16 protein-coding genes are annotated in these 15,455 nt (G+C 42.1%); 6 read left to right on the top strand and 10 right to left on the bottom strand.

Features of this window, described 5'->3' with window-relative positions:
* Positions 1-2 precede the first annotated feature (2 nt).
* Positions 3-1,094 carry a hypothetical protein gene (locus I5M19_RS14765; RefSeq protein ID WP_200067132.1) on the top strand — a complete coding sequence of 364 codons (1,092 nt, stop codon included), beginning with the start codon at positions 3-5 and terminating at the stop codon, positions 1,092-1,094.
* On the opposite strand, the gene rodA is transcribed toward I5M19_RS14765, so the two are convergent.
* The 6 genes from rodA to purH form a co-directional block, all read right to left on the bottom strand.
* Complete coding sequence (gene rodA / locus I5M19_RS14760) at positions 1,085-2,353, bottom strand: rod shape-determining protein RodA (protein WP_200067131.1); 1,269 nt, start codon at positions 2,351-2,353, stop codon at positions 1,085-1,087. The genes I5M19_RS14765 and rodA overlap by 10 nt on opposite strands.
* The gene (gene mrdA / locus I5M19_RS14755) at positions 2,346-4,337 is read right to left on the bottom strand and encodes a penicillin-binding protein 2 (RefSeq protein WP_200067130.1); all 1,992 of its coding nucleotides are present in this window, start codon (positions 4,335-4,337) and stop codon (positions 2,346-2,348) included. The genes rodA and mrdA overlap by 8 nt, the downstream gene beginning before the upstream one ends.
* Positions 4,334-4,852 carry a rod shape-determining protein MreD gene (gene mreD / locus I5M19_RS14750; protein ID WP_200067129.1) on the bottom strand — a complete coding sequence of 173 codons (519 nt, stop codon included), beginning with the start codon at positions 4,850-4,852 and terminating at the stop codon, positions 4,334-4,336. The genes mrdA and mreD overlap by 4 nt, the downstream gene beginning before the upstream one ends.
* Entirely contained in the window at positions 4,845-5,678 is an 834-nt protein-coding gene (mreC, locus tag I5M19_RS14745) for a rod shape-determining protein MreC (RefSeq protein WP_200067128.1), read from the bottom strand. Before mreC ends, mreD begins: the two co-directional genes overlap by 8 nt.
* Positions 5,679-5,752: 74 nt before the next feature.
* Positions 5,753-6,775 carry a rod shape-determining protein gene (locus tag I5M19_RS14740; RefSeq protein ID WP_200067127.1) on the bottom strand — a complete coding sequence of 341 codons (1,023 nt, stop codon included), beginning with the start codon at positions 6,773-6,775 and terminating at the stop codon, positions 5,753-5,755.
* 108 nt (positions 6,776-6,883) lie between these two features.
* Positions 6,884-8,410 carry a bifunctional phosphoribosylaminoimidazolecarboxamide formyltransferase/IMP cyclohydrolase gene (gene purH, locus I5M19_RS14735; RefSeq protein ID WP_200067126.1) on the bottom strand — a complete coding sequence of 509 codons (1,527 nt, stop codon included), beginning with the start codon at positions 8,408-8,410 and terminating at the stop codon, positions 6,884-6,886.
* Positions 8,411-8,601: 191 nt separating this feature from the next.
* On the opposite strand from purH, the gene I5M19_RS14730 reads away from it, so the two are divergent.
* Positions 8,602-9,018 carry a hypothetical protein gene (locus I5M19_RS14730; protein ID WP_200067125.1) on the top strand — a complete coding sequence of 139 codons (417 nt, stop codon included), beginning with the start codon at positions 8,602-8,604 and terminating at the stop codon, positions 9,016-9,018.
* Positions 9,019-9,063: 45 nt separating this feature from the next.
* Here the strand turns inward: I5M19_RS14730 and purN are convergent, their stop codons facing one another.
* Positions 9,064-9,642 (bottom strand): phosphoribosylglycinamide formyltransferase, encoded by a 579-nt coding sequence (gene purN / locus I5M19_RS14725; RefSeq protein ID WP_200067124.1) that lies wholly within the window; start codon positions 9,640-9,642, stop codon positions 9,064-9,066.
* Positions 9,643-9,690: 48 nt separating this feature from the next.
* Positions 9,691-10,197 carry a DUF5004 domain-containing protein gene (locus I5M19_RS14720; protein WP_200067123.1) on the bottom strand — a complete coding sequence of 169 codons (507 nt, stop codon included), beginning with the start codon at positions 10,195-10,197 and terminating at the stop codon, positions 9,691-9,693.
* Between the two features lie 181 nt (positions 10,198-10,378).
* Here I5M19_RS14720 and I5M19_RS14715 point away from each other — a divergent pair, with 181 nt between their 5' ends.
* From I5M19_RS14715 to I5M19_RS14705, 3 genes are all read left to right on the top strand, one after another.
* Positions 10,379-11,419, top strand: coding sequence for an NAD(P)-dependent alcohol dehydrogenase (locus I5M19_RS14715; RefSeq protein WP_200067122.1), 1,041 nt, complete (start codon positions 10,379-10,381; stop codon positions 11,417-11,419).
* A 96-nt stretch (positions 11,420-11,515) separates the two neighbouring features.
* The gene (yiaK, locus tag I5M19_RS14710; protein ID WP_200067121.1) at positions 11,516-12,502 is read left to right on the top strand and encodes a 3-dehydro-L-gulonate 2-dehydrogenase; all 987 of its coding nucleotides are present in this window, start codon (positions 11,516-11,518) and stop codon (positions 12,500-12,502) included.
* Positions 12,503-12,547: 45 nt separating this feature from the next.
* The gene (locus I5M19_RS14705; protein WP_200067120.1) at positions 12,548-12,715 is read left to right on the top strand and encodes a hypothetical protein; all 168 of its coding nucleotides are present in this window, start codon (positions 12,548-12,550) and stop codon (positions 12,713-12,715) included.
* 12 nt (positions 12,716-12,727) lie between these two features.
* Here the strand turns inward: I5M19_RS14705 and I5M19_RS14700 are convergent, their stop codons facing one another.
* Complete coding sequence (locus I5M19_RS14700) at positions 12,728-13,450, bottom strand: RluA family pseudouridine synthase (protein ID WP_200067119.1); 723 nt, start codon at positions 13,448-13,450, stop codon at positions 12,728-12,730.
* A 52-nt stretch (positions 13,451-13,502) separates the two neighbouring features.
* On the bottom strand, positions 13,503-14,318 hold the full coding sequence (gene panB / locus I5M19_RS14695; RefSeq protein ID WP_200067118.1) for a 3-methyl-2-oxobutanoate hydroxymethyltransferase: 816 nt from the start codon (positions 14,316-14,318) through the stop codon (positions 13,503-13,505).
* A 426-nt stretch (positions 14,319-14,744) separates the two neighbouring features.
* Here panB and I5M19_RS14690 point away from each other — a divergent pair, with 426 nt between their 5' ends.
* Positions 14,745-15,455, top strand: a complete 711-nt coding sequence (locus I5M19_RS14690; protein ID WP_200067117.1) for a DUF4386 domain-containing protein — start codon at positions 14,745-14,747, stop codon at positions 15,453-15,455.

Genomic DNA, 15,455 nt, shown 5'->3' with positions numbered 1-15,455 from the left:
CCATGAAGCAGCCGGAAGTATTTAAAAAGATAGGCGGAATAATACAAGAACTTAACGAACAATATGAGTATCTGCAATCTACAGTTGAAAACCTTAACGATCTGGAACTGGAATTATTTGTTGCCAACACACATTTTTTAAAAGATCACGCTGAAATTTTAAGAAAATTAAATTTGCAAAAAAGCGAAACGCCGCTGGCTTTGCCGAAACATACCGAAGAAAAACCAATAGAAGCGGAAAAACCGGCGGAAACTGAACCTAAATATTTTGAACCATTAGTACAGCAGGCCAAACCTGTTGAAAGCCGTGCGCCCTTTAAAACACCGGAGCCACAAGATAAAGAACATGTAAAATTTGAAACAGAGCCGCAGCCCCCGGCCGAAGAGCGGCTCACACTGCAGGAGCAGCTTGCTGATAAGAGAATTGATAATACGAACGATGATAACACACGCCGTGGTATAGATATATCAGGAGAAGACCGGCAGGATGATGGTTACGGCTATATTAGGGAACAACCCGATACCATAAGGCATGAGTTAGTTTTGGACGAGGCAGATACCTGGGATGATGATGACGATGAACCGATACAGGATGAGGAGCTTTTGAAAGAACTGGATGATGATGATGACGTGTATGCGGCACCTGTAAAAACCCCTGAACTTGCAAGAGAACCCGAAGCTGTAAAAGAAGCGGAATCGGATGAAGTGCCGGAGCCCCCTAAAGTGGAAACACCTGTTACCCGCACTACGCCAGCCTCTTCAGAACCTGTGAAACAAGGAACGCCGTTAACACTGAATCAAAAGATATCAGCTCAATTAAGTGAACAGAAAGTTACAAAACCTGAGCAAAGCGCGCCGCCTATAGCTAATATTAAAGAGGCGATAAATTTAAATGATAAAATGCTTTTTGTGAAGGACCTGTTTAATGGTTATTCTTTGGCTTACAGCGAGGCTATTGAAATTGTTAACCGCTTTGGCAGCTTTGAAGAAGCAGACCGTTTCCTGAAAACCAATTATGTAGAAAAAAATAATTGGGAAAGCAAAAAAGCCACAGCCGATAAATTTTACGCGCTACTTAAACGCCGTTACGCGTAAATAACCCCCATACGGTTCGAGTCGAGCTTAAGCAGGATAAACAGCAAAGTAGTAAAACTGATAAGGGATGACCCCCCATAGCTTATAAACGGCAATGGGATACCTATTACCGGCATAAGTCCTATGGTCATGGCTATGTTAATAGCTACGTGGAAAAACAAAATAGATGCTACACCATAGGCGTAAATGCGCGAGAACGGTGCACGCTGTCTTTCTGCTATCCTTATTATCCGCAGAAGTAAAAACAGGAATAACCCTAATACAACCACTGAACCTGCAAAACCCCACTCCTCGCCTATTGTACAAAAAATAAAGTCAGTGCTTTGTGCCGGTACAAATGAATATTTGGTTTGTGTCCCCTGCAAATAACCCTTCCCCCACATTTGCCCGCTTCCTATAGCAATTTTTGATTGGTTAACGTTATACCCTGCACCACGCGGATCGCTCCTCAGGCCCAGCATTTCATCAATACGTACCCTTTGATGTGGTTTTAAAGCATGGGTATATAATGGCTTTACGGCAAATACAAAACCTACCGATACGGCAAAAGCGATCACCAATTTTAACGCGAATCCCCTTTTGCGGCGTGTGAGCAACAGCAAAATGGCTGTTACCGCAACCATAGCTAAAATTATATAAGTAATGTTAAATACCAGTGCCGAAATAAAAAGGGTTATTAACAAACCAATAATGATAAGAAAATATGGCGAAAGACCCTCGCGGTAAAGTACAAATATCAGTGAACAGAAAACCAGGGTCGATCCGTCATCCGGCTGTAGTTTGATCAGCATCATGGGCAATAATATAATGGCCCCTGCCACCAAAAATGATTTCAGATCGGTTATTTTAACGTTTGTAGAGCTAAGATAACGGGCGAGTAACAAACACGTGGCAAACTTAGCAAATTCAGACGGCTGCAGCCTGAACCCCCCGCCCAGCGATATCCATGCCTGATTACCCCCTACATTACGGCCCACAACAAGTACCACAATAAGCAGTAAAATGGTTACCCCATAAAATGCGGGAGCTAGGGCCGACAGGAAACGACTCTCGAGCAACAGTATTACCGTTGCTACCATTAACGATATAATAATAAACATAAACTGTTTACCATATTCGGTTGAAAGATCTACAATACTTGCATGATCCTCATCAAAAACAGCGGCATGTATATTGAACCACCCAATTATGCACAGGGAAAGGTAGATAAGTACGGTTATCCAATCAACATTCGAAAAAAAGCTGCGCTGGTTATTCATCTTCTTTTATAATTGGCAACATTGCCGTCAACTTTTCAACTCTTTTCTTTTTATCCGGATGCGTTGACGCGCTTTTTAAATTTGACCTCTTTACGGAATCGGCATCCGCCTTTTTTAATATAACAGCCGCCGGTTTGGCAGGTGTTTTTACTTTTAGCGGCGGCAGCAAATTGGCATCCATATAATATTGGGGGAATATTCCCGAAGGGCGTTTGGTAATACTATCGCGCAGATATTTCTCTATCATAAAGCTGGCAATAGGGGCCGCCCAACGCGCACCCTGGCCTGCATGTTCAACCACCACAGCAATGGCTATTTTTGGGTGGTCGCGCGGAGCAAAGGCAACAAACACCGAGTTATCCTCGCCATGTGCGGTTTGTGCTGTACCTGTTTTACCACACATAATAATACCCGGTATTTTTGAACCGGAGGCTGTGCCGTAATCAACTACGCTTTGCATACCATCAATAACCGGTTTAAAATATTGTGAATCTACCCCTACGTAATTGCGCACCTTATATTCATCCTTAATTATCTTTTTTTCGCCGATGGCTTTTATCAGGTGCGGTTTGTAATAAAAGCCGCGGTTAGCAATGGTAGCTTCAATATTAGCCAATTGTAACGGGGTGGCATCCAGTTCGCCCTGCCCTATAGCTACAGATATGATGGTGCTTGAGCGCCAGCCTCCCTTATGATATTTTTTGTCGTAATATTTAGCCGTAGGTAAATTGCCGCTTGCTTCGGCAGGCATATCAATATCAAGGCGTTCACCTAAGCCGAATTGCTGTACTTTTTGGCGCCAGTCGGTAAAGGATGGCGCGGTGTTTTTGGCCCCGTGCGCATTCATCAGCTTATCAAATACCATAAAAAAGTAACCGTTACATGATTCTGCCACGGCCTTACTCAGATCAACCAAGCCATGCTGCTCCCCGTGGAAACAGGCAATACGGCGGTTACCGGATACATAATACCCCGGACAGTAATAAGTAGTTTGCGGTGTAATAACTCCCTCCTGCAAGGCCACCAGTGCGCTAAGCGGTTTAAAAGATGAGCCGGGGGGATAATAAGCCTGCAGCGGACGTATAAAAAAAGGCTTATAAGGATCTTTATATAGCCGGTTATAATTGGCGCTGCGCTCGCGGCCCACCAGCATATTAGGATCATAGGTAGGGCTGCTTACAAAGCAGAGTATTTCCCCGGTTGATGGTTCAATGGCTACAATACTGCCCACCTTGTTCTGCATCAGTTTTTCGCCCAGCTTTTGAATGCGCATATCCAGCGATGATACCAAACGTTCGCCGGCCACTGCTACTGTGTCATATTCACCATCGGCATACAAACCCTGCCTTACATTGCGCGAATTTACCATAAAGTTTTTTACACCCCGCTGGCCGCGTAATTCCTTTTCATACGCTTTCTCTACCCCGGTTATACCAATGTAGTCGCCCGGACTATAATAACCGTTGGAGCGCTCAATGGCACGGTCGGATACCTCACCTATATACCCCAGGAATTGTGCTGCTGAAGAATCGGGATAGGTACGTATGGGTCTTTGCTGCGGATAAAACCCCTGAAACTCAGATAGCCTTTCCTGAAACGATGCATATAATTGTGCGGAAAGCTGTTTCTCAAAAACGGATGCGCGGTAAGGCGAATATCTTTTTGCCTTGGCAAATCGTTTATCAAAGCCTTCTTTATCAATACCCAGTAATTTGCAAAACTCCACAGTATCAAAAGGTTTTACCTGTTTGGGTATTACCATAATATCGTATACCGGTTCGTTTTGAACCATAATTTCGCCATTACGATCAAGTATCGGGCCGCGTGCGGGGTATTGTATTACCTTACGGATAACGTTATTGTTAGCATATAACAGATAGCGCCCGTCAACCACCTGTATATAATACAGCCTGCCCAGCAGTATAAGAATGATAGTGATGAAGATGCCGGCTATAACATATCGCCTCTCAAAAAAATTATTCATTTACGCTCTTTCTTCCTGAAAAATAACAAGCCCGATAGTATAATCAAAAATACTGTAAATATTGAACTGAATAAAAAGCGGCTTAGTGTGTATTGTATTTCAGAAAATCGGAAAACTTCAAGATTGAATAAAAAAAAGTGATGAAATAAGGTAAGTGTAAAAGCATAGGTAAAAAACCAACGGAATCCCATAATGCTTAATGTTGGTTCGGGTTCGTTATCAAATCCTTCTTTTTGTACGGTTATACTAATAAACAGTACGCGTACAAAAGCGAGCAACACACAAGCCGCTGCATGCAGGCCGGGCGTATCATAAAATGCATCAATGGTGAGGCCCAGTATAAATGCCAGCGCAAACAGCAACAGATTAGGCGTTTCAAATGGGAGCAATAATATAAATAAGATGTAAAGAAACGGCGTAGATACGTTATAAAGAGATATATTTTTAAGCAAAAAAACCTGCAAAAAAACCAGAATGATAAACCGTATAAAATTAATTATCAATACCCTACTCATCTTTTTCCTCCTTTGCCTCTAAAGCCGCCTGCTCCTGCGCAAAGCGATTATCAATTACATAAACGTATTGCAGCTTACTAAAATCAACTGCAAGCTTTACCTCCAGATTCAGAAAAAAGCCACCAACCTTAGGTTTAAGATTACTTACCCTGCCCAACGGTATACCCGCCGGGAACAATGAAAGATCTGACGATACCACCAGTTCGCCCAGTTTGGGTTGCGCGTTATTAGAAACATCAACCAGCAAAGCTTTATCCGGATCCATGCTATCGCCCCATTCCAGGTAACCTATCTCCTTATTATCGGCCAGCATGGCACTAAAGCGGGAATCTTTATGCAGCAGGGATTGTATAATAGCCATGTGCTTACCTACAAAAACCACTTTACCAACTATACCTTTATCGCTTATTACACCCATACCTTTGGCTATGCCGTTATCGCTGCCCCGGCTTATGGTCAAATAATTATTACGCTTGTTTACCGAATTATTAATAACCTTGGCTACAATATATTCATACTGCTGTTTGTAAACAGTATCCGTAACCTGTTTTTTTGTAACAGTATCAGCATACTGCGATGAGCGGAGCTGATTGCGCAACCTTGCATTGGCTTGCGCAAGGCTATCATTAACTTCTTTTAAGGTTAGGTAGCTTTTAAGTTCATCGGCACGGGCATATAAATTCCCGGTTACCTCATTGGTGCTGTTAATAAAACTTGCTTTTTGAAAAGAGTTATATTTAACGTAGATGATGAGTGAGCTAATCTCGAAAATAAGAAACAGGAAGAATGCGTTGTACTTGGTGATGAATATCAGTAGGTTACGCATTGGCTTATAAATGGTTGATAAGGTGAGTGGTGAATGGCGCCCCTGCAGGTTTAACTACTCACCGCTCCCTCCAATTATTGCATTAAAAATTTAAAGTTTCCAATATTTTTAAGGGCAATACCTGTTCCCCTTACCACGGCTCGCAGCGGATCTTCGGCCACGTGTACCGGCAGTTTGGTTTTTGCAGCCACGCGTTTATCTAATCCGCGTAATAACGCGCCGCCACCTGTAAGGTATATACCGGTCTGATAAATATCCGCTGAAAGCTCCGGCGGTGTAATTTCAAGCGCCTTTAAAATCGCCTCTTCTATTTTGGAAATTGATTTATCTAAACAATGGGCTATTTCGGTGTATGATACGGTAATCTGTTTAGGTACGCCGGTCATCAGATCGCGGCCCTGTACGGCAAAATCCGCAGGCGGTTCTGAAAGCTCAGGCAAGGCTGCACCTACCTCAATCTTTATTTTTTCGGCTGTACGGTCGCCAATCATAATATTATGCTGGCGGCGTATGTACTGTACAATATCCGAGTCGAAATTATCACCCGCAACCCTTATGGATTGGTCGCATACGATACCTGAGAGGGCAATAACTGCAATTTCGGTAGTACCACCACCAATATCAATGATCATGTTACCCATTGGCTCTTCCACATCAATACCAATACCAACGGCAGCGGCCATTGGTTCGTATATCAGGTAAACCTCTTTAGCGCCCGCAATTTCGGCGCTGTCGCGTACGGCACGCTTCTCTACCTCAGTAATACCTGATGGTATACAAATAACCATACGTAACGACGGAAAGAACCATCCCTTACCCTGATTGATCATTTTTATCATACCGCGTATCATTAACTCGGCGGCGTTAAAGTCGGCAATTACACCATCCTTTAGCGGCCTTACGGTACGTATATTATCATGGGTTTTACCTTCCATTTGCATGGCCTGGCGCCCAATGGCAATCACCTTGTTGGTTGCACGGTCAAACGCCACTATCGAGGGTTCGTCAACTACAACTTTATCATTATGTATAATAAGGGTATTTGCGGTACCCAAATCGATAGCTATTTCCTGTGTAAAAAAATTAAATAAACCCATGTGGCGTATATTTCAAATAATCTGCAAAGTTTGTAAAAAATTGCTTAATAACACTAAGCAATTGTTATTTAAAGCGTTAAAATATTGTGTTTATTATAAACATTAAAATTAATGTTTAAAGTGACGCACACCGGTTGTAACCATGGCTATATTCTTTTGATCGCACATGGCAATGGAATCCTTATCTTTAATTGACCCGCCGGGTTGTAATACCGCAGTAATGCCTGCATCCGCAGCAATTTCCACACAATCCGGGAACGGGAAGAACGCGTCAGACGCCATAACTGCCCCGTTCAGATCAAAACCAAAGCTTTCTGCTTTTACTATTGCCTGCTTTAAAGCATCAACCCTGGAGGTTTGCCCGACGCCGCTGGCCATTAACTGGTTGTTTTTGGCAAACACAATAGTATTTGATTTGGTATGCTTAACTATTTTATTAGCAAAAAACAGGTCCTTTAATTCTTCGGTGCCTGGTTTTTTACTGGTAACAGCGGTCATTTGATCTGTACCTTCAACTACCAGATCCTTATCCTGCTCTATTACACCGTTCAGCAAAGTTTTAAATTGCTTAAGCGGCAATTCTACCGGCTGGCGTATCAGCACAATACGGTTCTTTTTTGCCTGTAAAACTTGCAGTGCCTCATCGGTATAAGCTGGTGCTATCAGCACTTCATAAAATATCTTATCAATTTCGGTAGCGGTTTCGGCATTAATTTCATCATTGGCTATAATAACGCCACCAAAGGCAGATACCGGATCGCAGGCCAAAGCATCAACCCATGCCTCCTTAATAAAGTTACGGGTAGCCACACCGCAGGCATTGGTATGTTTTAATATGGCAATGGTAGGCTCGGTAAACTCATCTATCAGCGCTACTGCCGCATCTACGTCTACCAGGTTGTTGTATGATAGTTCCTTACCGTTCAGCTTGGTGAACATGGCATCAAAATTACCATAGAAAGTACCTTTCTGGTGCGGATTTTCGCCGTAACGTAATACCTGACTTGTTTGTATGCTTTGTTTAAAAACAGGCATCGGTTCGGCATGATCAAAGTACTGGAATATGGCGGTATCGTAATTGGATGAAATATTAAATGCTTTTTGGGCGAAACGGCGACGCTGATCAATAGTGGTTTCGCCGTTTTGAGTTCTCAGGATATTTTCCATATCGCTGTAATCATCTTTTGATGCGATGATCACCACATCTTTAAAGTTTTTAGCGGCGGCACGTATTAGTGAGATACCGCCTATATCAATTTTTTCTATGATATCTTCCTGACTTGCGCCGGAGTTAACCGTTTCCTCAAAGGGGTACAGATCAACAATTACCAGATCTATTTCGGGTATTTGGTATTGTGCCAGTTGCTGCTCATCACTGTCAAAACTTCTGCGGGCTAAAATGCCTCCGAATACTTTGGGATGCAATGTTTTTACACGACCGCCCAATATAGACGGATAAGAGGTAAGGTCCTCAACAGCAATTACATCAACACCAAGGTCGCGGATAAAAGTTTCTGTGCCACCGGTTGAGTAAATTTTTACACCGAGGCGGTTAAGTTCATGAATTATAGGCTCAAGATTATCTTTGTAATAAACAGAAATAAGGGCATTTTTTATTTGAACAGGATGGCTCATTTGTACACGGAATTTTGAGCCGCAAAGGTAGTGATTACAGTTTAGAGATATTGGATTAAGCAGGAGTTTTTTTCAGATTTTTAACATGTGTTAAATATTATTAATTAAGCACATAGCAGCGTATGTTAAAAAAATCGCCAATACTGTAACTTATCTATATTAACCTGCGTAATGATTAAAAGCGCAAGAGCATGAAACCACTAACCAGAATTTTTACCGCGATGCTGATAACTATTGCTGTTATGACATCCTGCCAAAAAGATAAGCTTAAAACCACCGGCGTATCTGTAAATAATACATCATTAACAGGTAGGTGGCGCGTTACCGGGCAGATGATAAGTTCAGGAGGCCCGATGTATTGGGTGCCTGCAACAAATAATAATGAATTCCTGCAACTTATGGAAAACGGTGCTATGACCTGGACGAGCACTCCCGATTATACGATGTATATGCTAAAGGACAGTACAACCCTTACAATGACGAACGCAGCCAATACCAAGTATGAGAATTACATTTATAAAATAAAAGGTGACACACTATCTTTAGGGGCGGCAGGTCCGGTTATTTGTATCGAAGGATGCTCAATACAATTTGTTAAGGTGAAATAGTTACTATTGCCTGAATAAAACCAGTAGATAATAACCCTCCTTCAGCTAACCTTTCATTTTTTTCAACAGGCTCTCAATTACTTTCGGGAAGTTGTTATGCTCCAGCTGCTGACCTTTAAATTTTACCATTTCCAGATTATCCCCGGGTTCAATCTTAAAGCGTGATTGGTGAATGATCTCACCCTCATCAAACTCCTTATTTACAAAATGAATTGTGATACCCGATTCTTCTTCGCCGGCCTCCAGTATGGCATGGTGCACCCTGTCGCCATACATTCCCTTACCACCGTATTTTGGTAATAATGCCGGGTGCAGGTTAATGATCTTATTAGGAAAAGCATTCAGCAATCTTTCGGGTACCAGCCATAAAAAACCGGCAAGTACAATCAGATCAACCTGCAGGTTTTTCAGCAGGTTAATCACATCATCTGTTTCGTAAAACTCGTAGCGGTCAAAAATATGCGAGGGGACCTCAAAGTTATCGGCTCGTTGTAAAACGTAGGCCTGCGGATTGTTAGTAAGGATCAGAACTACTTCGGCATCGGCATGGCGTTTAAAATGCTCCATAATTTTCTGGGCATTTGATCCGGATCCTGAAGCAAAAATGGCTATTCTCTTTTTCAAAATGGCTGGTAACTTTTGTATTGCAAAATATAAAAAATATCTAAACTATTAGTTATTAACTGTTTTTTGCCGTATAAACCCATAGCGGGTTATGGTTCTGGGCTGTGTTGATGAATAATAATTTTCGATATCTCCGGTTTGCAGCACTAAAGAAAAATCGCCCAGGTTTACTATCTGCGCGTTGGCAAACGGCGTTGAACTGCCTGCCGCTGTGGTATCCTGGCAAACTATATCTGAGTTCAGATAAAGTTTAGTTGATGACAATTGCCACGTACCGTGCGCAGTAGGCTGCGGCAAACAATCAAAGTTAGTATAAGTGCAGGTGTTGTCATCATTAAAGGTAAATATCTGTGTGGTATCGCAGGCGGTATTAAGCGTATCGGTAGATATTTTGGAATCGCCTTTATAATGGTTAACCTGTAAGGTAGCCAGTTGCCAAACGCCGGTAGTAAGCAAATGCTGTATGGTGCTCTGTTTATCCTTTTTACAGGAGTTTGTTAACATGCATACGCCGAGTAAAGCAAAAAGTAAAAATGATCTAATATATTTTTTCATGGCATCAGTTAAGCAAAAATATAAATTCTGCATAGCAAAGCTACAGAAGCTGCTGATATAACTGGTTTAGCCGCTTATTATTTTAACGCGTAGCTAATGGTTATCTTAAAAAATGGTTTTTACCTTACAATTGCATTTTTCTATAACTATATATTTGTTCAACATTAAACTATAAACATTTATGATTCCAGCTAAAGGATATGCTGCCCCAAAGGCAAACGTAAAATTAGAACCCTTTAAATTCGAACGCCGCGAAGTTGGCCCAAATGACATACAGATTGAAATATTATACTGCGGTGTTTGCCACTCAGATATTCACCAGGCACGTGATGAATGGGGTGGATCTATTTTCCCGATGGTTCCAGGACACGAGATTGTAGGCAAAATCACTAAAGTTGGTAGCTCGGTTACCAAATTTAAAGTAGGCGAAATGGCAGGTGTAGGTTGTTTTGTAGACTCATGCGGCCATTGCCCCAGTTGCAAGGAAGGCTTAGAACAATATTGCGATGTTGGTATGATAGCCACTTATAACGGTCGCGAAAAGGATGGCAGCCCCACCTATGGCGGGTACTCTAACCAAATTGTAGTAAATGAGGATTACACCCTGCACATCCCCGAAAATTTACCTTTAGAAGGTGTTGCCCCCTTACTTTGCGCGGGCATCACTACCTACTCGCCGCTGATGCAGTGGAAAATAGGTAAGGGTCATAAAGTTGCCGTATTGGGCTTAGGTGGCTTAGGCCACATGGCGGTTAAACTGGCAGCATCATTAGGTGCCGAGGTTACTGTATTAAGCACCTCACCAAACAAAAAAGCCGATGCCGAAAAATTAGGCGCTCACCATTTTGTGGTTACTAAGGATGAAGAACAGGTTAAGGCTGTTGCCAACACTTTTGATTTTATTATCAACACCATATCTGCACAGCACGAGTATAATTTTTACCTGCAAATGCTGGCACTTGATGGCACCATGATATTATTAGGTGTACCACCGGAAGCGCCGCAGCTGGCCGCTTTTAACCTGATAGGACGTCGCAGAAGAATTGCCGGATCATTAATTGGCGGTATACTGGAAACCCAGCAGATGCTTGATTACTGCTCGGCACATAACATTACCTCGGATGTAGAAGTGATCAATATTGATTACATTAATGAGGCTTACGAGCGCATGATAAAAGGCGACGTACGTTACCGTTTTGTGATTGATATGGGCAGTTTATAATATTCCTTTTAAAAAACAGACAGAAAAGTCTTAAAGCAAGGGTTTGTAAGTTATTTTTTACGACCTTGTTTTAAGACTTTTTTTATTAAATCACTGATGCGAGTTCCTTACCATCAACTTAAAGCTGAATTTAAACGGGTTTTGCTTTCGCATAAATTTACGGAAAGCAGCGCTGATGAATGTGCCGGAATATTTGCCGACAACAGCCGCGACGGTGTTCACAGTCATGGTTTAAACCGCTTTACTGAATTTGTTGACCATATAAAAATGGGATTGGTTTATCCGGATGCCGAACCATCAATGGTTAATGCAATGGGGGCTTTGGAGCAATGGGATGGCAACCAGGCACCCGGCATGCTGAATGCCCGTAAGAGCATGGCAAGGGCAATTGAACTTGCTAAGCAAAACGGCATTGGTTGTATTGCTATAAAAAACACTAACCATTGGATGCGCGGCGGAACTTATGGCTGGCAAGCTGCCGATGCAGGCTGCATTGTCATTTGTTTTACCAATACCATTGCCAATATGCCCCCCTGGGGCAGTACACAACCCGGTATAGGCAACAATCCGCTGGTTATTGCGGTACCGCGCAAGGGCGGGCACGTGGTGCTGGATATGGCCATGTCGCAATATGCTATTGGCAAACTTAAACAGCATGAACAAAATAACGAGCCTTTACCCCAGGCCGGAGGATATGATAAGGATGGCAACCTGAGCACTGATGCTGCTATGATACTGGAATCAAAAAGATTACTGCCCGCCGGATTCTGGAAAGGATCGGGCCTGGCTATGCTGTTGGATATGCTTGCCACAGTTCTTAGCGGCGGTAATTCTACCGCCGCAATTACCCAGGCAGACAAAAGGGAAACAAAGGTATCTCAGGTGTTTATTTGCATTAAGGCTGATCATAATAATAATGACAGTCTTATAGAAGAGATCATCAGCTATACCAAAACCGGTGCTACAGAGCACGGTTCAGAAATACTTTATCCGGGCGAGAACACTTTACGTAACCGCGAGCGTAGTTTAGCCGAAGGTGTTTGGGTAGATGATGAGATATGGAAAACTGTATTATGGATGTAACACAACCAATTATTAATTATATTTGATCAACAAAATTTAATTATCATGGCAATTTTTGTAGCCCCTATACTGGCTGTTTTGTTTATAGGATGGGTTTTATACCATGCACTTTTAGCTAAAGACCTTAAAAAATATAAAACAGAAGCTTTTTATGGTTTCGCTTTTATAGGGGTTTGGGCAATAATTTATCTGGTTTTTATCAATATAGCTTAGTTAAGCTACCTGTTACTTTACCAGCCCCTCAAACTTTTCCCAAAAGCCATCCTTCGGTAATGGGGCCACTATAACAATCGGTTCATTTTTTACCGGATGTAAAAACTGCAGACGCCGGGCATGCAGGCAAATACTTTTGCGTAAACTGCCTCGCGGATAGCCGTACTTATTATCCCCCACAATGGGGCAGCCCAGCGTTGACAATTGCACCCTTATCTGGTGCGGGCGACCTGTTATCGGGTCAACTTCAATTAAATAATACCCGTTCAGTTCGGCAACCAGTTTATAATTCAATTCAGAGCGCAGACTGCCATTCACTTCATGATTGTGCGCTTTAGTTACATTTTTTTGCGGATTTTTAACCAGCCAGTGCACCAGGTTACCCGTTTCGGGCTGCGGGCGATTACGCACAACCGCATAATAGGTTTTATGCATATCGCGGCTCTTAAACATTTTGTTTATCCTATCTAACGCCTTGCTGGTTTTAGCAAATAGTATTACACCACTTACGGGTCTGTCCAGCCGGTGTACAACACCTAAAAAAGCGCCATTGGGTTTGTTATATTTTTTGGCGATGTATTTTTTCACCTTTTCGTCAAGCGGCTCATCACCTGTATCATCCACCTGCACAATGTCGCCTGCGCGCTTATTAACCGCTATGAGGTGATTATCCTCGTAAAGCACATCTTTATCAGTAATATCGTAACTGGTGTATATATGTTCGGGGCGCGCCATAATTTAATTCAATCCTTTAATAGTATAATCATCTGCGTATTTGCGAACCTCATTAATATTCTTCCTTATTGTTAGGGAAGTTTTTGGCTTTCACGTCATCAACGTAATGCGTTACCGCCTCATTCATAACATCGTACAGGCTGGCATACTGGCGTAAAAAGCGGGGTTTAAATTCTTTGTTTATGCCCAGCATATCATGTATCACTAAAACCTGCCCGTCGCAATGCTGCCCTGCTCCTATGCCTATGGTAGGTATACTCAGGCTTTCGCTCACTTCTTTGGCCAGTTTTGAGGGTATCTTCTCCAAAACTATACTAAAACAGCCCAGTTCCTGTAATTTCAATGCATCCTCGCGCAGTTTATCGGCTTCTGCCTCCTCTTTGGCCCTTACGGTATAGGTGCCGAATTTATATATAGATTGCGGTGTTAAACCCAGGTGCCCCATTACGGGTATGCCTGCGGTAAGTATGCGGCTTATGGATTCGGCTATCTCTACGCCACCTTCCATTTTCACCGCGTGTGCCCCCGCCTCTTTCATAATACGTATAGCAGATGACAACGCCTCCTTAGAATTGCCCTGATACGAACCGAAAGGAAGATCGACAACCACAAGCGAGCGTTTAGCCGCCCGCACAACTGACGAAGCGTGATAGATCATCTGATCGAGTGTGATGGGCAGGGTGGTTTCATGTCCGGCCATTACATTGGATGCCGAATCGCCTACCAGTATAATATCCATACCGGCATTATCTACAATGGCAGCCATTGAAAAATCATAGGCGGTAAGCATGGCTATTTTTTCACCACGATTTTTCATCTCCTGCAAAATGTGCGTAGTAATACGTTTTACTTCTTTATTTACCGACATGGTACATTGCTTTTGTTTAACGCAAAGTTAGAAACTCATCCGGTATTTCACATCTGCAAAAACTGTGCTTGCCAGTTGTGAGTATTTAAAATTTTTATTAATATTTTTAACACGCCAAATATAACCTGACCCTGAATTAATTTTATGGACCAAGAAATACACCACTGCTACTACTGCAACAAACCTCTTAATTATACCGACAGGGTATCCCGTGGATTTTACCAGCGTAAATTATTTTTCTTTTTACCATTAAGGCCCTACTGGTGTACCCATTGCCTGCGTACCACACAGGTTTGGGGGAAAAGTAGCAAGAAAAAATAAACAGTTTCATACAACTGCTTGCTGGCATATAATTACCGATGTAACAATTCGGTGGTAATAACAATCAAACCAACACTACGGGAAAAGTTACAATAAAGACGGATTATGATACCTGAAAAAAAAACAGCAAGACTAGCAGGCGCAGTTTATTTAGTTATAATAGTTAGCGGGATCTTTATTTTGGGGTACGTGCCCGATAAATTAATAAACTGGAAAAGCCCATCCGTTACTTACAATAACATTGTTACCCACCAAATACTTTACAGATTAAGCATCTTAGGCGACGTTATTTGTTATACAGCATTTTTAATACTTCCCTTAGTTTTATACCGGTTACTAAAGCAGGTAAATAAAACTATGGCCTTGCTTATGGTTATTTTAGCAGCTGTTAGTATTCCCATATCATTCGTTAATATCCTTAATAAATTCGCAGTGCTGTCGTTTACCGGCGGGGCTAATTATCTAAACGTTTTTGATACAGAAAAACTACAGGCACAAACTTTATTATATCTGCACTTTTATAACGATGGCAACCAGATCGCTTCGGTATTTTGGGGACTTTGGCTATTCCCATTTGGCTACTTAATGTACCGGTCAGGCTTTGTGCCCAAAATTTTAGGCGTATTAATAATGGCAGGATGCTTTGGCTATTTAATTGCTTTTACCGGATGGTTATTTTATCCGCACTATAATCAATTGGCTATATCATCCTATATTTCGTTGCCTGCCAGTGCGGGCGAAATATGCACGTGCTTATGGCTGCTAATTTTTGGTGTAAAAAGTAAATATATATCAGCTACCAATCCGTCAGTATAA

The sequence above is a fragment of the Mucilaginibacter segetis genome, assembly GCF_016522075.1.
Lineage (GTDB): Bacteria > Bacteroidota > Bacteroidia > Sphingobacteriales > Sphingobacteriaceae > Mucilaginibacter > Mucilaginibacter segetis.
Note: the sequence above shows the minus strand (reverse complement) of the source record. Positions and strands in the feature narration are given on the sequence as shown.